Below are 21,966 nucleotides of genomic sequence, written 5' to 3'. Positions count from 1 at the left end.
GTCAATGGGAGACGAAATCACTGTTTCCCTCCACTTTGGGTAAGGTATATTTTGCACGAAAGTCAGTCGGCGTCATTCCGGTATATTTTTTGAACTGCTCTGTAAAATAGGGTCGATCCTCATAGCCCAAAGAGATGGCAATATCCTGAACCTGTATGCCTTCCAGCACCAGCTCCTTGGCTTTGTCCATTCGTCTCCCAATAATATATTGGGCGAGTGTCATCCCCGTCTCCTTTTTAAAAAGATTGGAGAAGTAGCTAGGACTAAGATGCACCTCCCGTGCACAGTCGGCGACGGATAGATTTCGCTGCAGATTGCCATTGATATGAGTGATGGCCCGATCCACAAGCATACGCGCGTCGCTGCATTGGCGTTGTTGCAAATACGTACAGCCCAAACGGCAAAATTCCCGAATCTGGCGGCTAAGATCTTCAAAAGAGACTGCACTGCTCATGTCTGCAAGTTTGTTTTCCAGAGTTTTAACTTCCGAATCTGTTGCTTTTTCCGAAAAAATCCGATGGATAGAATGAGCCAGTTCAAGACAGAGTGTCTTAACGATGGACGGGTTAGGCGTTGCCGGTGCAGTAATCCAATCATGCCAAATGTTATCCAGCTGCTCCTCTGCTTTGGACAAATTTGCCGAACGCAGACAATAAAGCAATTCTTTCTCCTTGTCATATGAGTATCTGGGTAGCGCGGCATTCACGACTGCATCTTCAACATAGGTGTACACGCTGTTCCCACCATTTAGAAAGGTGTTCGCAAGTGCAGACAGTGCCTGCGCATAAGAAGCAGAAAGCTGCCCTACCTCTTCTACCTCTCCACCCAGTCCAATGGACACCGTCTGGTACGTATACCGATGTACATTTTCCCGGCATTTCTCTGCAAGTTGCTCCATATTCGGCTCCGCCAGAGGGTTCATCACAATAACGAATTGATTCACATTTTCCCGGAACACAATGCCCCGAGTGTATTCAGATATTGTATTTTCCAAAATATTCTGTACGGCAAAGCGGATTAACTCCACCTCGGAAACCGTAAGTTCTGATGTACGTTCCACAAAAAAATCCACTTCCGCTACCATCACGCAAAAGTTATGGTTATTCATCTCGATATTGTAAAAATCCCACTGCTGGCTCAAATGCTGCTGTCTAGTTCCGTAACGGATGAGCAGACGCATATATTCCTGACGCAAATAGGGTAAGCTCTCGCGCAGCTTTTGTTCCATGCCCATCATCTGCTCAGCTTGACTGCGTTCCCGTTCCAACACTTCCTTGGCCTTCAACACGGATTCAAGCACTTGAACCTTGGTGTACGGTTTTACAATCAGATCAAAGGCACCCAGCTTAACAGCTTCCTGGGCATAAGTGAAATCAGAATAACCCGTCAAAAAAATCAGTTTGATGCCTGGCTGCTCCGCTTGAAGGCTCCGCATCATCTCTAAACCATCCTTAAAAGGCATTCGGATATCCGTCAATACGATGTCAGGACGATGCTTGCGGATCTGCTCCAGACCTTCTTCCCCGTCTGCCGCGGTGGCCGCGATCACAATCCCATGTTCCTCCCAAGGAATCCGCTGCGACAATCCGCGGACCACTGCAGGAATATCATCAACAATACATATTTTAATTGAATGGGCGCTCAGGATTTATTCCCCCTTCCACAGGAATGGATAGAACAGCTTCGGTTTCAACACGCGGACTGCTTCGAAAGACCAATCCGGCTTCTTTGCCGTAGTACAGCTGCAATCGGCTACATATATTAGACAGAGCGTACCCTCCACTGCCGTTCGGCTCCTTCAGCCAGGCATTGAGTTTCTCCGCATTCATGCCGGTTCCGTTATCGGTAACCCGGATGAGCAGTGTATTTTTGGCTACTTCTACGGAGATCCGGATCACTCCCCCTCCCCTTAATTCCTTAAGACCGTGCAGGATAGAGTTCTCTACCAAGGGCTGAATAATAATTTTCAACACAGGAAGCTCCAGCAGTTCCACTCCGGCATCAATTGTATAGTCAAACAACCCTTCATAACATTGCTGCTGAAGGTTTAGATACTGGCGGACATGTTCCAGTTCCTTGCCTAAGGTCGTAATTTCCTGCCCGTTGTTCAGTCCCAGCTGAAACAGCGCAGACAGCGAAATGACCATCTGTTTCACGTCCTCATATTCATCCATCTCACATTTCCAGAAAATCGTGTTTAATGTGTTATATAAAAAATGAGGCTCGATCTGCGCCTGAAGCGCCTTGATCTCCGCTTTTCTCTTTTCTTTTTCTGTATCCTTGACTTCAACAATCAACTCGCCGATCCGGTCTAACATCTGGTTAAATTTGCGTCCTGCCTCCCCAATCTCATCCTGGAAAGGACTCTGGAAGCGAGCACTGAGATCCTCCTGCTCTACACGAGACATCGTCCGTTGCAGTTTCAGCAGCGGTCCCAGTAGCAAAGCGGACAGATACCTTGCAAGAAAAAGCGCGATGACGATACATGCCGCCATGATCATCAACACCAGCCATTGAATACTCCGAACAGGTTGCAGCAGTTCCTTTTTGGACAGGTAGCTGACCAACACCCAGTCTTTTGCATACCCTGAACTGGCATAGCTGAGCAGCATTGTCCCGTCACCAGCGGAATATTCAAAATTACCCCGGTCCGCCTCCCTCAGTTTGTCTAAAAACACAGAGTCCCGAGACCATTCCGGGCGTTCCCCGTCTCCGAAGACGCTTGTTCCCTCTTTATTGATCAGTAAAAAACGCGCGGAGCCAAGGCTCCCGCCTCCACTTACAGTATCTTCAAGAATGTCCTCTTTTACATTAACGATCAAAAATAGATCAGGGACATAATTGTCTGTAAGCGGCTGCAAAACTAGGGAAATAACATGATGTTTCCCGGCAAATAGCTCGTCCCGATGGCTCTCCACCCAATTGGATTCAGGTTTCTCCTTAACCCGTTGGTACAGCGAAGATTCTAGAAATGGGGTCAAGGTTCTGCGCTGATTGCTGGTAGAGTAGAAATCCCCGTCTGGCGTACTGATCAAGATAGATTCAATAGAGTTTTCCGTCAACTCTACCTGCGTGAAGGGCGCTTGCAGCATAGAAAAATTGGCAAAAAAACGTTCCATATTATGAGCTTTAATATCCCGGATGGTCTGCTGATAAGCTTCGCTCAACATCATCGTGGAGGAAGCCACAATGATTTGCTTTAACTTCTGGTCTAGGACATTGATTGACTGATTCAGCACATTTTGATTTAACTCGACAGAGTTACGCTCCATCGCCCGAGAAGCAATGGAGTAAGCCAATAAACCGGTGACTGAAATACAGAATACCGTCAGTGCGGTAAAAGATAGCCATATTCTTTTCTTCAAAGAGGTACGATAAACCCAGGCCTTCAGCATGTATTCACATCCTTCTTGAATAGCTGTCCGAAGCCCGCCCCGAATTTAGCCCTTTACAGAGCCAGCTGTCATCTGCATGAACGATTTATTAGCGAAAATATAGACAACAATCATTGGCAACATGGACAGACATGCACCCGCGAGCATCAATTGAGGTTGCGCCGCATCGCCGATACCATATTTTAGCCCCGCCAATCCTACGGTGAGTGTCTGTAATTTTGGCTGTGTCATAGTAAAAACCAGCGGCAGAATATATTCGTTCCATGCTCCGCGGAAGGTCCAGAGCGCCGTGACTCCAAGGGCGGGCGTCAGAAGAGGTAAGATAACTCGAAAGTATACGCTATAGAAATTACAGCCGTCAATAAAAGCAGCCTCATCCAGATCCTTCGGAATCGCTCGTACAAAACCAATCAACATAAAAAATGCCGTGGCATGCGCACTAATCAGAATAATAATGACACCCCATAACGATTTCTGTAGATTAAGCGCTACCATAAGGTCAAATTGTGGCCGAAGCACCACAGCACCGATCGAGATGAACAGCGTGCAGGACTGAATTACAACATATATGCGTTTCCCATAAAAATCGACTCTCGCTACCGCATATGCGGCCATCGTTCCAATTAATAGAGTGCCTAAGGTGGTAAAGATACTGATAAACACACTGTTCCATGTAAAGCGGGCAAAGTTAGCCGAATTCCAAGCCTGCGCGTAGTTTCCAATCTGCCAAGATTTAGGCAGCAAGGTGGTTCCTGTCGTCAACTCCAGATTGGTCTTAAGGGATCCGAAAAAAGCCAGAATAATCGGAAACAATGCAAAAGCCGCCACTATAAGTAGAAAAATCCACAGCAAGGTCCGGGACAGCACCGCTCGGGTCTTGAAGGATCGGACAGGCTGGACCGAAGTATTCTTCGTCTCCGCATGTAATGTACTCACTGTTCATTCTCCTCTCTTTTAATAGATATCATTTAGCTTTTTAGATACATAAAAGTAGACTAAGGTAATCAGACCTACAATAACTGCTGTGGCAAAACCAACCGCACTACCGTAGCCAAATTGCTGAATGCTTGTACCTCCACTGGATACAGGGAAGAACAGCTTATACAGGTACAGGTACATAACTTCCGTCTTGCCATAAGGACCGCCTTCGGTAAGCACCATAATACTCTCATAGCCTTTTAGGGAGGCGGTAATAGCGAGCATAATGATCATTTGCAATACAGGTCCGAGCATGGGAACGGTGATGTTCCACATTTTTCTGAAGGGTCCAGCTCCATCTATAGAAGCCGCCTCATAGAGATCCTCAGGAATGTTCTGTAAACCAGCGATAAAGAGCAGCATATAGTTACCGATAGCCCCCCATATTGCAATCATAATAGCTGTTAGTAAGGCATATTTCGGCCCTAGCCAATCTATCGGAGCGGAAATAATTCCAGAGCCGACCAATAGCTGGTTAACCATCCCATTGTATGAATTAAAGATAACGTAGAATACGATGGCCATAACCGAAGCACTGATTACGGTCGGCATAAAGTAAATCGCTCTTAGCAGCTGCCGCCCTTTCAAAGCACGATTGAGGACAACCGCCAGTAAAAATGATAATGGCAAGGTGATGAGCAGCTTCCCTCCAGCGTAGATAAAGGTGTTGACCACTGATTTCCAGAATTCCTGATCCCTTAATAGGCGCTCGAAATTCTCCAGTCCGATAAACAGGGGTTCGCCGAAGCCCTGGTAATCATAGAACATGTACTTCAGAGCCCAAAAGATCGGATATACTCCAAAAACCAGCGTCAGAATCAAACTGGGAGCAACGAAGGTCCAGGCGTTAATTTGACGTTTTGATAAATTCATTTATTGTTCCTCCTGTCCATTGGACTAAGCTTATGTCCTTAATGATAATTCTATCCGTTCGTAACGGTTAGGGAGAAAGCGACTGCGCTTGGGGGAGAATTTCACTTTTTCAGTTGCTTTGTCCCCTTTCCTTCATTTGTTTATCTATCCCGCCCTTCGTAAAGCCACGTTTATACTAATTAAGAGAAAGCTCACCCACGAAATATGACAAGTTTAAAAGGAGGTTAGAACTACCGATGATTTCAGCATATGGTGGCTGTACACGCCCCTTCGGATGTTATACCGAAGGAGAGCTGGAGGGCATACGCCTTAGAATCGAACAGCTTCCCAAGGTCCGGCAAGAGTACGAAAGACAACGGCAGCTATCTGAACAATTTGCCAGCCGAGAAGCTGCTGCGCCACTCCATAAACTCGGCGTGTTCCGGGTAGAACCCTTTGTTTTTAAAACCCCTCCCAGTACGGCCTTCCTGAAGCTTTCTGTACAGATTCGGGGAAAGGGCACGGCACGCATCGGGGGCTTGCGTCTGACTCATTCGCAGCTTGGCTTGCCGGTTGAACTAGCGAATGGCGGTCTAGAATCTGGGATGCTGGGGTGGAGTCAGGACCGAGAAAACGGAAGCAAAGTATATCTAGAGAAATTGGCCAGCTGGCAGCAGGGTCTTCAGCCATCTGGTGTGACTCCATCTGGCGCTAGTCTGGCAGACGATTTGCAATGTATCTGCATCAGTAATGAGGAAGTGAAGGGATTGACAATCCTTCATTATGGAGAGACCATACCTGTATACGAAGGAGATCATTACAGCGTGCAGACAGCACTCAGTCTGGAAGTTCCTCTAGACGAAGGAATCTGCATCGGGGTCCATTTTCTAAATGCTGCGGGGCAGCCGTTAGGAACTGAGCTGCTCTCCCCGCTTTTTAATCGGCCGACGCTTACCAATTGGGCCTACCTGCTGGAGGCTACGGGAGCGGACGCCAATATGTATATGATCACGGGTGAAAGTGAATTTGCGGTTCGAGCCAAGCAAAAGCTCCAGTACATGCTTGCCGATATGCGGGTAGGCATGGATATTTTCCGTAGAGACGGCTGGCATGACGATGATACTTACGGCGCGGTGCATATCGGGAGGGGGCTCGCTGCTGCTTCGGTAATCTACGATCAGATTGCTGGCAGCAGTGTATTCCTCACTGGTGAAGAAACTGAACTTCTCGCTCATTTCCGGTATATCGCAGACATGATGATGGATACCCACTACTACCGGTTTGATCTGGAGACCTTTCCAGATGAAAAGGGAGGAAAACGCAGTAATTGGAATGCCGACCGGGCAACCGGACTGGGTGTATATGCCCTCCTCTTTCCCAATGAAAAACAAAGTGAGGCATATCTTGATCATGCCCTCTCTGTCATCAACTGGCAGCTGGCAGAAGTGGTGGATTCAGACGGCGCGTGGCCAGAAAATATTCGTTACCATGGCGCAGTATTGCATCGCTATTTTCTCTTCTTCGTCCTATTAAAGCGTTTGAAGGGCATTGATTATTTCAAGCATGAAAAGGTAAAGGGCGTGTACCGTTTCCTAATCGGCACAGTGACTGCACCCGATATTATTCAAGGAGGCTCTTCTGGCTCCCCCATCCTGCTTACACCAGCGGTCGGCGATGCCAATGTGCAGGAACAATGGTTTCGCCTGCTTGGATACGCTGCCCCATTCTATATGGACGAAGACCCCCAGCTTGCCGGGGAAATGCTCTGGACGTGGAAGCACGGCGGAGAACCGATTGAGGATAGTGGCGCATTTCCTCTGCCTCTGGTCGCGCTGTTATATCCACAGCCCGATTTAGCAGAACAAAGGCCTGCACTCGACTCCGTACATTATCCCGATATCGGTTATGTCATCTTCCGCAACGGAGAACAGAACCTTCAGCATTATGCAATCTACGAGGCTTCACCGCTGACTTATCACGCTCATCACGATGAAGGGCACTTCTCCATCTGGGCAGATGGTGTTCCAGTAACCCTTGATTCTGGAACGGGAGGTTATTATAACGGGGATCGGCATTGGTATGTATCCAGCGCAGCTCATAATGTTGTCCAATTTACCGATTCATTCGGAAATTTTGCCAATGGGCCACTGCAAAGCACTTGCAAGGAAGTACGCTTCTCAGAAGAGTTAGATCATGCCAGCAGTCTTATTCCAGATGCTAACGCCAGGGAATATGAGCGGAATTTCTTATTCATTAAAGCAGGCTTTAACGTCTACTTGATATGGGATCGAATCGAGGGAGCATCGAACAGCGTCTGGAATCTGCATACACTCAGTACTGATGCAAGTATAATGGAGCAATCCATTGATGCAGCTTGCCTGAACGGCAAGCACCTAAGCGCTTATATCGCCGAGCCAGAACTTCCAGTGATTACAATGGGAGAAGGCGCTGTAGCCGGGAATTATCCGCTGGCAGAGCAGCAACATTTCCGTGTTTATGGTGGTACAAGCGACTACGTCATTCTGCTTCATCCCCGGACAGAAGATGCTCCTTCACTACAGCTTGAACAGCTTGATTATGAAGAGGCTGTCGAAGGAGTACGCTTGTACAGGATATCCCGTACGGATGGAAAATGGTTTATCGCCGCCATCAACGGCACCAAGGAGGAACGCCTTGTTACTGTTCCGGGTCTCGGACCGCTTAGGCTGCTCGGGGAACCTGAGTCAACGTCCGGGCAACCTGAACCAACCCAATTAAGAATTGAGGCAGGCAAAATTCACATCGCCATGCCCCGATAACTATATAGAAGGAGGAAGATTAGAACATGAGCAATCTTGGAGTATGGGAACCAGCAGAACCGGGAGTTAAACGCTGTATCTTGAATGCTGCAGCCAGTCTGATGATGATGGAGGTTCATTTCGAAAAGGGAGCCGAGGGCTATGAGCATAGCCATCCTCACGAGCAGATGAGCTACTGTCTGCGTGGAAGCTTTGAATTTCGTATTGACGGCGAGAAGCATAAGGTAACCGCGGGGCAAAGTATTGCCATACCGCCAGATGCAAAGCACGGTGTAACCGCATTGGAAGCAGACTCCGCGCTGCTCGATGTCTTTACACCAATCCGCGAGGATCTGCTGAAACGCTAATAAATATATATCTGGCAGCAAAAAAAGGCCCAATCATTCCATTTCTTAGGGAATGATTGGGCTTCTGTTATTTTTCAGCTTGGTACCGTTCCACTTCAAGTGATGCTAATAACAATGGAGCGACGCCCATAGGCACATCCGACAGTACGTCCTCAGAGATATAGTAATCGTATGAGCCATTACGGTCTTTGCTCAGACCCGCTCCATGACAAATCTGGTGCAAGTGAACACCTTGTTCATCCTCTTCAGTCAAATGCGTCAGAATGCCTTCATATCCTTGCAACATCGCCTCTATAAAAGAGGGTTCCAGATAACCTAATCTTAGTCCCTTAGCCATCGCATAAACAAACATGCACGAGCCGGAAGCTTCAAGATAATTGCCTTTTCTCCCCGCTTGATCTAACACCTGGTACCAGAGGCCAGTCTCCTTGTCTTGAACCTCCAGAAGCGCGCCGCACATCCGCTGGAAAATGCCAATGATCGTCCCCCGCTGCGGATGAGTGAGCGGAAAATGCTCCAGGCAATCAACCACAGCCATCGCATACCATCCCATCGCCCGACTCCAGAAATGAGAGGACAATCCGGTAGACGAGTCAGCCCATTCCTGCTCTTTGGATTCATCCCAGCCATGATAGAGCAGGCCGGTCCGTGGATCACGGGTCCGTCGCTCAACCAGCAGCAGCTGATGCGCCGCTTCGTCAATCAGTTCAGGTCGTTGAAAGACCTTGCCGTATTCCGCTAGGAATGGCGATGCCATGTACAGCCCGTCCAGCCACATCTGGAAAGGGTATACCTTCTTATGCCAGAATCCCCCTTCGGAGGTGCGGGGATGTCCAATAAGCTGTGCGGCCAGCAAATGGGCTGCTTCAGCATACCGTTTTTCTCCGGTTTTCTGGTATAGCAGGAACAGGTTTTTCCCCTCGTTAATCTGGTCCAGATTATATTCTTCCAGCCTGTAGGTACGGATGGAACCATCATCTCCAATAAATGTGTCCATATGCCGCTCCATAAAGGAGACATACTCAGACTGGTGGAGCTGAACACCCGCCCGGGCCATTGCCATCAGCAACATGCCCGGAACATACGCCCATCTTTCCAGCACATATTCATGCTCTCCCTGCTTGTTGCACCCTCTAAGAATCGTATTCGCAATTTTACTGGACAAGCGAACGGTTGTTGCTTCAGTTATAGACATCCTTATTCCTCCTTCGTTTGTCATCCATATGAAGTCTAATCTTATGCTCAGGTGAGCTGCTTGCGCAGCCAGGCAAAGGCTGGTTCACCATGAATCTCATGACCTCCGGTGAAGAAGTCCGCCTCTACCTGTCCGATATGATTCGCCGACCTGTAAATCGTCTGCAACTGGGTTAAAGCAAATTTTGTTCCGCGCGGGCCAAACAGATGATCGGCATCTCCCGATTCGAGGAACAGGCCACGTGGGGCAATGAGGCCCAGTAGATCAGGCATCTCCGCTTCCAGCAAAATCCCTGGAATATAATTGTCAAGGCAATGATTGCGTGTCAGAATACTGTCCACGAAAGTATTGGCATACCCGCTTACGACCGCACAAGCGATTCGTTCGTCAAGTGCAGCTGTGAAGCCAGCTACCAGTCCTCCACCGGAAATACCCATAATTCCAATCCGTTCGCTCTCAACCTCTTTTCTTGTCTGCAAATAATCCAGTGCCCGCATGGTTTCGTAGATACGGTAGCCGGCCATCGTCTTCCCAACCATCAACAATGCTGATGACAGGCGGAAGCAGGAATTACGTCCAGGCTCCCCGCTTGTTAGGTCTTCTTCCAGTCGTCTGTCGCCAAAGCCGAACAGCTCCGGAGCTGCCACTACAAAACCCTGTTTTACCAGTGAAACAGCGAAGTCCTTGTGCAGCCCGGGATCTCCCTGCCGATCCGATCCGTCCGGATTCAAGCCTACGATCTCCCGGCTTCCATAGCCATGTCCATGAATGGCAAGAACGGCAGGGGCAGGGGTAGAGAACGGCTGATCCGGGATCAAAAGATACAGCGGCATGCGCAACCCTTCATAGGTAGTTATCTCTATACGTTCACGGGTATACCCGGAGCAGACTGTACGTTCCAGCAGAACCGGTTGCAGCTCCTCAGCTATTTCTGGAAAGCCACCTAATCGCTCCGTAAATGCTGCGGTAAGCTCATCGCGCCATTGCTGAAAGGGTATATCTTTGCTGAAAGCCGAGTTGCGTTGAGCTGAACCAGATAGTTCTTTCATGTATTGTTCCAGAGGCTCCATCCGAAGTGCTCCTTCCCTTAATATCCTTCAGGATGCCAGCCATCAAGCACGGACAGCACCCTATACTCCGCAGCTTCCTGTGGAATCAGCTGCCGCGACCATGCAGCTCTGGCTTCGGGATTAGCTCCCGGTCCACTGCTGCCATATTCTTCATAGCGGCTAGTTTCCTCCCTGTCCGGCTGTCCCCAATTATGCCAGCCTTCCCCGATAATCGAACTGTCCATGACGGTGCGGATAAAAGCCACATGTGCATAAGGGCGCCAAGGTCGGCCAAGATACACTTCACTTACACCTTGACCGCCAGTAATTTCACAATCGAGGAATACATAACCAAACGATGCGTCTTCAGGCGTTGATGCGGCTGTAATATATCCTCTGGAACGCTTGTTATGCAGCCGGCAACGTTCAAACAAAGCCGTAGCCGCGCCAAAAATATAATCCACATCGCCTTCAATGTAGCATTCGTTATAATATTGCTTCCCTTGCCCTGTATACAAAGTATCCTGATCACCCAGCAGGCGTACACGCCGGAATACAGCATGACCAGCATCAACAAAAGCAGCCACCGCCTGGCCAGTGCCGGGACCTGATGCATTTCGAATGGTCAGATTTTCAGCCGTGAAATGCTCAGCGAATACATTCAAGGTGCCGGATTTGAACGTACCAAGCGGCTCTCCGTCCGGACCTAAAGTATGGGCGTTGTCTGACCAGGTAATGATGGTGGAATTCGTGTCTTCCCCCAATAGCAGAACCGGAGGCGTTCCCTGTTTCACTGTAATTTTTTCCTCGTAAATGCCGGGTTTGATACGGATCGTCACTTCTTCCTTGTGTTCCTGTGGAATTGAATCCAACGCTGCCTGTAGACTACTGAATCCTTCGTCGACACTCTTAGAGACTGTAATTAACATCTGCGGCTCCTTTCCTATCAACCTGAGTTTATTCTATAATAACCGTAACGCTTCGTAAGAGAAGAGGAGAATTATGACTAGCCTGACTAGCCCCAATCACAAATATCATATTGAAGAAGACCGCTACAGCATCCAACATATGAAACGTAAAGGCATCACTGCTATGCCACGTCCCCACAGCCATGACTTAGCCGAGCTGTACTATCTGATACAAGGGGAGCGGGTATACTTTGTGGACGACCGAGTCATTACGGTTCATAAGGGTGAGCTTATTCTTATCTCCGGCCGGGAGCTTCATTCCACAGCAAGCTCGGAAGTAGCCGAGTTCGAGCGGATTCTGATCAACTATGATCCTGCTCTTCTACCGCCTTCCCTGCAGAATGAAGCCATCTGGTTTCATGACCGCGGGTACCGCTTGTTCAAGCTGACCCTGCGCGAGCAGGACGAAGCGGAAATCCTAATGAACCGGATGCTGGAAGAATGCCGGTTACAGCGACCGTATTACGAAACCAGCGTAATCGCTTTATTCGCCGAGCTGATGATTCTCCTTCAGCGTTCAGAGAGTATCTCACAAGCTGGAGGGACGAAACATCCGCTCCATCATCTAGTAACTGATGTAGCCACCTATATCCGTGATCACTACCGTGAGGCCCTTACTCTGGAAGAAACTGCAAGTAATTTTTACATTAGTCCTTCATACTTGAGCCGGGTATTTCACCGATTGACGGGTTTTCACTTTCGGGAATACATCGTTCATGTCCGTGTAAGGGAAGCCGAACGCCTGCTTGTCGGATCTACAGGCAAAATCCAGGAGATCGCCTCCGCTGTCGGATTTGAACATCTTTCCCATTTCAATAAAACATTCAAAAAATCAACCGGTCTGACCCCGCTCCAATACCGAAAAGAAGCAAGGTCACACCCACGGAAGTTCAAGACGGATTTCCATCATCCATAGAATTTTTTATCTCTCTGTGATCGTCAAATCTTCGGAATTAGTGAGCGTGACGTGGCTGCATCTATGCGCTGTTATCTTCGGCATTTCCGAAGTCTGCAACCGGATACGATCCAGCTTAAGCCCCGTAGCATGCCGCAGCACAATTCCCCGGTCACTCACTGCGTGGAATTTTTCAATGGTTAGATCAGCAAGCGGCATCTCCGGCAGCCCGTTAACCAGTAGAGCGGTTGCCGCACCATGGCACACAATGTTCTTCAGGGTAATCTTCCGAAATTGCGGAGTTTCCTCTGTAACCGAAAATAACTGCTCGTCATACCCTTCCGATCCTTCAACCCCTGCATAGAACATATGAAAGGATACAGCCTCGTGGATGATGCCGGTCATGTTGATATTCTCCATTACAATATCCTCCACCACACCGCCTCTTCCCCGGGTGCTTTTGAACCGCAGGCCGATGTCCGTGCCGATGAACAGGCAGTCACTAACTCGAACTGCATGTACACCTCCGGACATCTCGCTGCCGATCACAACGCCTCCATGTCCGTGATATACCGTGCAATTCCGGATGGTAATATACTGGCAGGGCATTCCCCACTTACGGCCTTCCTCATCCTTGCCTGATTTGAGACAGATGGCGTCATCACCCACATCAAAGCTGCTGTGCTCAACTAGAGCATGCGTGCAGGATTCCAAATCAAGGCCATCCCCGTTCTGCGAATACCAAGGATTACGTACCTGAACATTTCGTACGGTAATCTGTTCGCAACCAATGGGATGAAGACACCAAGCAGGTGAATTCTGGAAGGTCGGCCCTTCCAGCAGCACACGCCGGCAGTTGCGCAGGCTAAGTAACGTCGGACGCAGATACGTACGAGCAGGCAGATAAGCCTCCATACTAGTTTCTCCCTTGTCCCACAGCTTCCGGCAGAAGTCCTCACCTTCCATGGCTTCCCGGGAAGGCCACCATACTTCGCCCTGGGGATCAAGTACTCCTCCAGATTCGATCAAACGCTCCCATTGCTTCTCGGTCATCTTAAACCGCTTCACTGGACGCCAGCCTTCACCGCTGCCGTCGAATATTCCCTCACCGGTTATTGCCACATCGCTTAAGCCTTCTCCATCGAGCGGAGCCTGACAGCGCCAGCCGGCATTCCCCTCATAATGGGAAGAAAGTAGCGGATACAAGGTATGATCAGGATCAAACTGCACCAATGCTCCCTTGTCTACATACAGATTAATTCGACTATGCAAAGTAAGAGGTCCTGTGCGCCAGATACCAGCGGGAATAACAACCTTTCCGCCTCCCGCTGCAGCGCAGGCGTCCAGTGCAGCCTGAATAGCAGAGGTACATAGCGTTAATCCACCCTCTTCCGCCCCATAATCCGTGATTGTAAAAGTCCGCTCGGGAATCTGGGGAAGCTCGGGAATCGGATACGTATTGGTTACAAGATTGCTGCTCATTGAATTTCACCTCCTCCTATTACTCAAGTCCTTCATAGCTAAACCAGTCGAAATCAGCATAGCTTTCGCTCTTTGCACCTTGAGAGCTTGTGTACATCCCGATGTATGCTCCTGTGAACCCTCCGGCCAGATCGGTGCTGAGCACTCTGCCATCCGTCCGTTCGCAGAAGGCTGTCCACTTGGCGGCTTCAGAAGGTCTGTAATAGAAGCTGTACTCTTGTCCTCTGGCTTCCACCTTAAGCTGTACCTGATCCTGTGGATATGGCACTGACGCCAGCAGCTGCTCGCTGCCCCCCATCCGATGAATCAGCTGTAATACGCGTTCGCCTGCCTCCAGCCCCAGTTCATAACGGAAGTGGTGATCCGCATTTTGGAGGAGAACAAGACCAGCCACTTCCCCTTCTGCAGCGGGACTAAACGTCATGTCCGTCGCCGCTCTGAAGCTCAAATGCTGCTGGCGTCTACCGATATAAGATGGATTGGTGATCTCCGAGAGCCGTTCTGGCTTCAGGCGAAGCCGCAGAACTCCAGGCTTGTCGGTGAGACTCCAGAATTCACCCCGCGGTGTCCGCAGGAAATTCCAGATCGGTGCCAGCTCATAACCTATAAACTCATCGCGCGCAGGCAATTCCGGCCATTTTGTCTCCGGCAAATCCGGAGCCTCCGTCTCAAATTCCAGCACCCCTTTGCCGGGATTGACCACAGGCCATTCGTTCTCCCAGATTACCGGTGTCAGGAAGGTTTCACGTCCCAGATTGCGGTAATAACCACCGCTGGTTCGTGAAGCCAAGCAGAACATCCACCAGTCACCATGCTGAGTCTCCACTAGCTCTCCATGACCCACATTAACAATAGGATACGCTCTGCCAAGATGGCGATGCGTCAGAATCGGATTGGCTTTATGGCCCTCATAAGGACCTGTCACACTCTTGCTTCTGGCAATCGTAATCGCATGAGTATGCCCGGTTCCGCCCTCGGCAATCAGCACGTAATACCAAGCGCCGATCTTATAAATATGCGGTCCCTCTTGCGCATGAGCTACCTTGAGTGCGCCTTGCCAAATACTATGCTTCGGACCGATTAGCTTCCCTTGGCTGAGATCAATCTCCTGCAGCCAGATATCCATATGCTTCGGATAATCCTGCCCTTCCGGCGGAACACGGTTGCCGGTATAATACACCTTGCCGTCTTCATCGAAGAACAAAGAGGAGTCAATACCGGGTGCATCCTCCAGCCATACAGGGTCAGACCAGTCTCCGGCCGGATCGGTTGTTGTTACATAAAAATTATGCTGGTTCTTGTCATTGTCAATAAAAGTAGTAATCATATAGAAAACTCCCTCATGATAGCGGAGCGTCGGTGCCCAAATGCCCATGGAGGGAATCGAGTGATCCAGATTGAGCTGGGACGGGCGGTCCAGTACATGGCCAAGCTGGCGCCAATTGACCAGATCCTTGCTGTGGAAGATAGGAACGCCTGGGAAAAATTCAAAGCTTGAAGTCACAAGATAATAATCTTCACCAACACGGATAGCGGAAGGGTCAGGATAAAATCCCGGCAGCACTGGATTGCGGAATGTTCTCATTAAAAGTAATCCTCCTCAAAACAATTCAAATGTAAGCACCACCAATTATAGTTCGTATAAGTTTAACTTTCTTGTATTTTCTATGTTCTATTTCTTCATTTTTATACTTTCATGCTATATTGCCCATATTTCACTCCTTGTCAGCGAATAGCCTTTCCCTCTAGAATGGGTGTAATAGGATTTACCTGAAGGGGTGAGCAGCTTGGGAAAAAGAAAGAAATTGTACTCCCGCTTTTTTATGAGCCTAACCGCGATTTCAGTTTGCTGTATTCTAGTACTGGCTGTAGTGATCTTTTATTGGTACCGGAATATTACGATAGATAATGTCAACAAGGCGAACCAAAATGTACTGGTGAATACTGAAACCGTTTTTACAAACTATGAAGAGATCGTCCAGAACTACGCTATGGACTTCTATAGGAATCCAAACATCAACGCGCTCATGATGAATGGCGATACCAGCTGGAGCGACCAGTTGTACAGTGCCCTAAGCCAAATCCGCGGAGCATTGGTTGTGAACCAATATATGGAGAATGCCTACATCATGGGAGTGGATGAGCCTGTTGCCATGTTCGAAAACCTTCCGCTAAGCCCTGAATCCAAGCTGGAGCTGTTCTCGAGAATGCGGGATAACATTATTGTTGAATCACCGTTTCTGTGGGAAGCAACCTTGAATAACGGTGCCCCCATTACCCTGCTCACCGTGTTCTATAATGACCGGGCATTTGCGGATAGCGAATATAATGGTGCGGTAGCGCTGACCGTCAATCTGGGAAAGCTGCAGAATAATCTGTTTACGCAAAAAGAAGGCGAAACCACCCGTTACGCTGTGCTTGACGGAAAAGCATCGGTGCTCATGCACAGTGCATTATCTGACATCCCTCTGGAAGAGGGCATGTTAAAGCAGGTGGTGTCATCCACCTCTGAAAGAGGCTCTTTTGTCTATAGGGGAGGTGCAGAGCCACAGCTGATTACCTATGTATATTCTGCAGCGGACAAGCTGTGGTTTGTGTCGGAGACTTCCTACAAGGATAGCATCCGTGATATCTCCAATGCCCGCAATCTGATGACTGGCCTATGCTTGGCCTTGATTGCCGCCGCATCTATAACCGCCAACCTGATCTCGCGGCGGATGTATAAGCCAATCGGCCGGCTGTTCGGCAATATCGCTCATCTATCTGGCAATGAAGAAGCGCTGAAAACCGGTGGCGATTTCGATACCGTAAGCCAGGAGCTCGAACAGATTGGCGTTAAGCTGGAGCAGCTAAAAAAAGAAAGCGATGATAGCGCCTTGATGCGGTGGCTGCTTTCCCCGCAGAGAACACCGGAGAACAGCAGGACACCCCTGATGAGTATAGCCGCTGCTGGGAGAGCATATTGTGTATGCGTGCTGACCGCTCTGGAGCCCGATCAACCTGAAGACTCCGACTTCCGGCATACCTTTGAAGAAAACATACAGCAGATTGAACATGCCTTCTGTGAACTTGCAGCCATTCAATCCTTCCGCCCGCATCAGGGCACTGCTGTGCTGATTCTGAGCGAGCTTCACAGCGGCAGCTTCGGCGATTACGCTTTGTACCGCGGTAAATGGGAAGAATTCGCGGCTCAGCTGCAGCTTTCCGGATCCTGCTGCGTCCTCGGAATCAGCGGGCTGACGGATGATTTAAACCTACTAAGGGCTAAATACAATGAGGCTGCAGACAGTCTGCAATATATTAAATTTCATGTGCAGCAGAATATCATCTTTGCCGATGATACGATCCATCTGAACAGCAGCCCAATGCCCGACAGTGCCCTTGAACCGGTACTGCAAGCCGTTAAGCAGACGGAACTCTCGAACCATATTCCGCAGGCAGTGGAGAGATTGCTGGCAGTAGCCTGCAGTTACCGCGTCGAGCCTGCCACCATCGCTTTATCGAGACTGGTCTTTGAGCTCAGTCGCACGGCTGAGCTTAATGCAGACGTCCAGCATTCCGGCTTTCTAGATAATTACCAGCATATCTGGCAGATCCAAAGCTATGACAAGCTATGGAATTGGATTGTAGACAGCTGTTATACCGCCCACGAGCGCATTGCCAGCATGAGTGCTGTACAGACCAAGAGCATTGCTGGTGAAGCCATTTGTTATATCAGAGATCATTATGATGACTCCAGGCTCTCCCTTAATGCCCTTGCTGACAAGCTATCGCTAAGTCCCGCTTATCTCAGTAGACTTATTGCCGACGAAGTAAACTGCAGCTTTCCCGATTTCGTTAACCTGCTGCGTCTGGAGCAGGCGCAGATGTTATTAGTCACTGAGCTTGGCTTGGATATCCGGGAAATTGCCGAGAAAGTGGGCTACAACAGCAGCACCTATTTTACAACCCAGTTCAAAAAGCGTTATGGGGTTACACCTTCCAAATGGAGAATGAATCATATTCTGCAGAAACAGAATCTTCCTGATTGACCCGCTAAAAGTAAGAAACTAGGGGATGTCCCGGCAGCATTTTCATAGCCGGAGACATCCCCTTTTTGACTTTCTATGAATAATCCCTCGCGTCGCATATACTATGAGATTTCCCTTTAAATCAGGCTTTTTAGCACCTAAAAAACAAAAAAGTTCTGTTTTTTTCGTTTTTTTAAGCCGTCCTTTTCCGCTTTTTTTAACTTTTTTCCGTTTATTATGATAGCGTTTACATTCCGGGTGGATTTATGATTTTCATGTAAAGCGTTCTCCTAAACAAGGGACGGAAATGACAACGCTAGTATAAAGGAGTGGACTGTTAATGATGCAAGAGGCTACATCGGAGACACAAGGAATGCCAAGTCCGGGAATCAGGACGGCTAAAGCCAAGAGCTTCCGTAAATCCCTAAGGAAGGACAGCTCGCTTTATTTGCTCGCTCTTCCGGGAATCGTCATTCTAATTCTTTTTGCTTATCTGCCGATGAGTGGTCTGATTCTCGTCTTTAAAAATTACAACTTCAACGACGGAATCTTCGGCAGCCCGTGGGCCGGCTTCTCTAATTTCGAGTTTTTCTTCTCTAGTATGGAAGATTCTCTTAGGGCTACACGCAACACGGTGATGTTAAATGCGCTGTATATGCTAACCGGCACGTTTTTTTCAGTGGCCATCGCCATTATTCTAAATGAGCTGCGCAGCAAATGGTTTATCAAAATCACGCAGAGCGTCATGTTTTTCCCGTATTTTATTTCCTGGATTATTATCGGAGCCATTCTGTTCTCCCTGCTGGATTACGACAAAGGCATTATGAACCAGTTGCTCCAGACATTCGGCTTCTCTCAGGTTGACTGGTATTCCAGCCCTTGGCTGTTCGTAATCATTCTCGTGCTAGCGAATATCTGGAAAAGCGCTGGTTACGGCGCCATTATCTATTATGCGGTGCTGCAAGGCATCGACACTTCCTATTATGAAGCTGCAAGAATCGATGGTGCCTCCAGATGGCAGATTATCACCAAAATTACGGTGCCAATGCTGATTCCGTCGATCATTCTGATGACGCTGCTGGGCATCGGGGGCATGCTAAAAGGCGATCTCAGTATGATTATGGGGGTAACGTTCCTGAATCCGTTGCTTCTGCCGACTACCGACATTATCGATGTGTATGTATACCGCACAGCCATCCGTTCCGGAGAATTCGGCTTTGCTTCAGCCATCACGCTCTATCAATCCGTCTTTGGTTTCATCCTGGTGCTGGTGGCCAACAAATTAGCCGGCTGGTATGACAAAGACAGCAAACTATTTTAGGAGACTGATAAGATGCAAACTACCGAAAACAAAGGCCTGCTCATTTTCTTTTACATCTGTATTGCCGTATTTTCAGTAATCTGTCTAGCGCCGTTTATTCTGGCAGTATCCGGCTCATTATCTACCGAATCCAGAATCGCCGCGGAAGGCTATTCGTTCTGGCCCAGAGGCTTTACCTTTGAAACCTATGAATTCCTGTTTGGCTCGAAGGCACAGCAGATTCTGCGGGCGTATTCCATGTCGGTGATCGTTACGGTGCTGGGTACCGTGTCGGCCGTATTGGTGACCACCGCTTACGCTTATGTTATTTCCGTTAAAAGCTTCCGGCTCAAAAATTTCTTCGCCTTCTTCGCCTATTTTACAATGCTGTTCAGCGGAGGAACGCTGCCATGGTATCTGCTTAGCACCAAATATTATCATTTGGGCGATACGCTCATCGGTCTGTTCATCCCTTATGTGCTAAGCGTCTTTCTGATGTTTCTCATGGCTAACTATTTCCGTAGCATCCCGCATGAAATCGTGGAATCTGCGCAAATCGATGGTGCCGGACATCTGCGCATCTTCTTCAGCATTATGATTCCGCTGGGCCGCGTCGGACTGGTCACCATCTCGCTCTTTTACGCACTGCAATTCTGGAATGACTTCTATTTGCCACTAATGCTGGTATCCGATCAGGATCTCTATACGATCCAATATTTGATGTATAACATGATGGCGAACATTCAGTTCCTGGCTTCCGGCAATGCTGCTCAAGTTGGTGGAGCTATCATCGCACCGCCACTGGAGACAGCCAAAATGGCAATGACCTGTCTGACCGTTTTGCCAATCGCCATATTATATCCTTTTCTCCAGCGTTTTTTTGTCAAAGGTATTATTGTAGGTTCGGTCAAAGGATAATTCCAGCAAAGATACCAAATTATGTTCGGTTGCACCGGGTTTATGCTCCCCTACTTCTTGATGTACAATGGGACTTAAGGGAGCACGGCCTTTGCAATAGATGCCTCAAACATTATGATTCTATTACAGGAGGGTTCATCATGAAAAAGAAAAAAGGTTGGTTAAGTTTGCTCCTAGCTGCGGTGTTCTTGGTAAGTGGCTGTGCTCAGGGCAACAATGAAAGCGCTCCCCCTAGTTCTGGGACTGGAAATGAAGGTACCTCTTCCTCTACGGATAGCGGTAGTAATGACGGCAGCGCCTTGACTCCTGCCAAATTGAAAATTGTGCTGTACGGGGATGAGTCCAACCGGATGAAGGAACTAGCGAAGACATCGTTCTACGACACTATTAAGAAAGAAATCAATGCTGAGGTTGAATTTCAGTTTCTTCCTTGGACCGAATATGGCGGCGGCAAAACTGACTTAATGCTGTCTACGGGAGAAGACTTCGCAACCTATACAGATGCCAATTACATGGTAAAATCTGTGGCAAAGGGGCTTTATGCCGACCTCACTCCGTATGCCGATGCAGCAGCTGATTTGAGTAAAAATGTGGACGAGGCCTCCTTCAAAGCCTTTCAGCTGGAAGGCAAGCAGTATGCGATCCCCGTCGGCAACAAACCGAATTCTGCGGAATTCTACAGTGCGCTAGTCAGACAGGATTTGCTTGAAGAAGCCGGGATGACACAGGTCACTTCACTGGGGGAACTAGAGCAGTTCTATGATAAGGTCCATGCCATTCATCCCGAACTGATCGGGTACGCCAACACCGATGCACGCAGACTCCTACAATATGATTACACGGACAAAAACCTCTATTGGCAAAATGATTTTATTGCCCTGGATGAGTCTGTGAAGGATGATAAAATTATTAGCTGGTTTGAAACCGAAGAGTTCAAGAGTTATGCGAACCTTATGCACGGCTGGTATGAAAAAGGAATCATTCCGAAATATGCCGCCACCAATGTTCCGCAGCTGCAGTCTGACTGGAACTCCGGTAAAGCGATGTTCTGGGCCGGCACAGCGGCACGCCCATTCGAAGGTGCGGCAACCATCTCACAAGCAGTGCCTGATGCCAAACTGGTCAACTATTTCCTCGGCAGCGGCCGTCCAAAAATCAGCCGCGGCACTTACAGCACCGCCTTTTTCGTCTCCACCGCAGCTAAAGACCCTGAACGTTACGTCATGTTCTTCAATCTGCTGCAAAAAAACCAGGAGCTGTACGACTTGTTCGCCTACGGGATAGAAGGAACAGACTATACGCTGGATGAAAACGGGCGTTTGACCAAAATAACCACTGATTCGCTGATCCCTGACTGGCTGCTGATGAACAAAAACTTCATGCGTTTCGATAACACGGTACCGGATGAGTTTATTGCAGAATATAAAGCTTGGGACGATGGAGCCATCATTTCCAAAGGTGCCGGCTTCAACTTTGACAATACACCCGTCAAGAATGAAGAAACGAAGCTGAACGGCGTATTCACTGAATACCTCGCTCCGATCGGCAGCGGCTTCAGTGATTATGACACCGCCTTTCCCAAAGCGCTAGACAGACTAAAAGCAGCGGGAATAGACAAATATATCGCTGAATACCAGAAACAATTTTCCGAATGGTACGCCAAGCAGTAGTAAGCACCGCCGCGGCAATTATCATACCGGTCAACAAAGAAGCGTGCTCCTTAATGGGGGCACGCTTCTTTGTTGTATCATTTGTTTCACCCACCTAAATATAATAAGG

The 21,966-nt window shown here is 48.6% G+C and carries 16 protein-coding genes; 7 read left to right on the top strand and 9 right to left on the bottom strand.

The genetic code is table 11. The annotated features are described in order from the left end of the window. Position 1: 1 nt before the first annotated feature. The 4 genes from PODO_RS09015 to PODO_RS09000 all read right to left on the bottom strand — a co-directional run bounded on the left by PODO_RS09015 (position 2) and on the right by PODO_RS09000 (position 5,246). Positions 2 to 1,618, bottom strand: a complete 1,617-nt coding sequence (locus PODO_RS09015; protein ID WP_256718470.1) for a response regulator — start codon at positions 1,616 to 1,618, stop codon at positions 2 to 4. 7 nt (positions 1,619 to 1,625) lie between these two features. Further along, positions 1,626 to 3,395 carry a cache domain-containing sensor histidine kinase gene (locus PODO_RS09010; protein ID WP_036683988.1) on the bottom strand — a complete coding sequence of 590 codons (1,770 nt, stop codon included), beginning with the start codon at positions 3,393 to 3,395 and terminating at the stop codon, positions 1,626 to 1,628. A 45-nt stretch (positions 3,396 to 3,440) separates the two neighbouring features. After that, entirely contained in the window at positions 3,441 to 4,259 is an 819-nt protein-coding gene (locus tag PODO_RS09005; RefSeq protein ID WP_036684144.1) for a carbohydrate ABC transporter permease, read from the bottom strand. Positions 4,260 to 4,349: 90 nt separating this feature from the next. Then, positions 4,350 to 5,246 carry a carbohydrate ABC transporter permease gene (locus PODO_RS09000; RefSeq protein WP_038569654.1) on the bottom strand — a complete coding sequence of 299 codons (897 nt, stop codon included), beginning with the start codon at positions 5,244 to 5,246 and terminating at the stop codon, positions 4,350 to 4,352. A 236-nt stretch (positions 5,247 to 5,482) separates the two neighbouring features. Here PODO_RS09000 and PODO_RS08995 point away from each other — a divergent pair, with 236 nt between their 5' ends. Beyond that, on the top strand, positions 5,483 to 8,023 hold the full coding sequence (locus PODO_RS08995) for a heparinase II/III domain-containing protein (RefSeq protein ID WP_038569652.1): 2,541 nt from the start codon (positions 5,483 to 5,485) through the stop codon (positions 8,021 to 8,023). 26 nt (positions 8,024 to 8,049) lie between these two features. Next, positions 8,050 to 8,370 (top strand): cupin domain-containing protein, encoded by a 321-nt coding sequence (locus PODO_RS08990; protein WP_036683993.1) that lies wholly within the window; start codon positions 8,050 to 8,052, stop codon positions 8,368 to 8,370. Between the two features lie 67 nt (positions 8,371 to 8,437). On the opposite strand, the gene PODO_RS08985 is transcribed toward PODO_RS08990, so the two are convergent. Genes PODO_RS08985 through PODO_RS08975 form a run of 3 tightly spaced genes read right to left on the bottom strand, consistent with a single transcriptional unit; the run spans position 8,438 to position 11,543 of the window. Beyond that, positions 8,438 to 9,565 (bottom strand): glycoside hydrolase family 88/105 protein, encoded by a 1,128-nt coding sequence (locus PODO_RS08985; protein ID WP_038569650.1) that lies wholly within the window; start codon positions 9,563 to 9,565, stop codon positions 8,438 to 8,440. A 47-nt stretch (positions 9,566 to 9,612) separates the two neighbouring features. Then, positions 9,613 to 10,614 (bottom strand): alpha/beta hydrolase family protein, encoded by a 1,002-nt coding sequence (locus PODO_RS08980; protein WP_244886449.1) that lies wholly within the window; start codon positions 10,612 to 10,614, stop codon positions 9,613 to 9,615. A gap of 38 nt (positions 10,615 to 10,652) precedes the next feature. Next, a complete protein-coding gene (locus PODO_RS08975; RefSeq protein WP_036683998.1) occupies positions 10,653 to 11,543 on the bottom strand; it encodes a pectinesterase family protein in 891 nt (296 codons plus the stop codon). A gap of 73 nt (positions 11,544 to 11,616) precedes the next feature. Between PODO_RS08975 and PODO_RS08970 the strand changes: the two genes are divergently transcribed. Beyond that, positions 11,617 to 12,498, top strand: a complete 882-nt coding sequence (locus PODO_RS08970; RefSeq protein WP_038569646.1) for a helix-turn-helix transcriptional regulator — start codon at positions 11,617 to 11,619, stop codon at positions 12,496 to 12,498. A 6-nt stretch (positions 12,499 to 12,504) separates the two neighbouring features. On the opposite strand, the gene PODO_RS08965 is transcribed toward PODO_RS08970, so the two are convergent. Together PODO_RS08965 and PODO_RS08960 are read right to left on the bottom strand one after the other, a co-directional pair. Beyond that, the gene (locus PODO_RS08965) at positions 12,505 to 13,959 is read right to left on the bottom strand and encodes a glycoside hydrolase family 28 protein (RefSeq protein WP_038569644.1); all 1,455 of its coding nucleotides are present in this window, start codon (positions 13,957 to 13,959) and stop codon (positions 12,505 to 12,507) included. A 19-nt stretch (positions 13,960 to 13,978) separates the two neighbouring features. Further along, positions 13,979 to 15,544, bottom strand: coding sequence for a glycoside hydrolase family 43 protein (locus PODO_RS08960; RefSeq protein WP_038569642.1), 1,566 nt, complete (start codon positions 15,542 to 15,544; stop codon positions 13,979 to 13,981). Positions 15,545 to 15,746: 202 nt separating this feature from the next. Here PODO_RS08960 and PODO_RS08955 point away from each other — a divergent pair, with 202 nt between their 5' ends. From PODO_RS08955 to PODO_RS08940, 4 genes are all read left to right on the top strand, one after another. Then, on the top strand, positions 15,747 to 17,990 hold the full coding sequence (locus PODO_RS08955) for an AraC family transcriptional regulator (protein ID WP_038569641.1): 2,244 nt from the start codon (positions 15,747 to 15,749) through the stop codon (positions 17,988 to 17,990). Positions 17,991 to 18,309: 319 nt separating this feature from the next. Continuing rightward, positions 18,310 to 19,290 (top strand): ABC transporter permease, encoded by a 981-nt coding sequence (locus PODO_RS08950; protein ID WP_051491306.1) that lies wholly within the window; start codon positions 18,310 to 18,312, stop codon positions 19,288 to 19,290. Positions 19,291 to 19,302: 12 nt separating this feature from the next. Next, positions 19,303 to 20,187 (top strand): carbohydrate ABC transporter permease, encoded by an 885-nt coding sequence (locus PODO_RS08945; RefSeq protein ID WP_038569639.1) that lies wholly within the window; start codon positions 19,303 to 19,305, stop codon positions 20,185 to 20,187. Positions 20,188 to 20,327: 140 nt separating this feature from the next. Continuing rightward, complete coding sequence (locus PODO_RS08940) at positions 20,328 to 21,857, top strand: DUF3502 domain-containing protein (RefSeq protein WP_038569637.1); 1,530 nt, start codon at positions 20,328 to 20,330, stop codon at positions 21,855 to 21,857. Positions 21,858 to 21,966: the final 109 nt, after the last annotated feature.

Source organism: Paenibacillus odorifer (assembly GCF_000758725.1).
GTDB lineage: Bacteria > Bacillota > Bacilli > Paenibacillales > Paenibacillaceae > Paenibacillus_AQ > Paenibacillus_AQ odorifer.
This window is presented reverse-complemented; position numbering and strand designations above follow the sequence as displayed.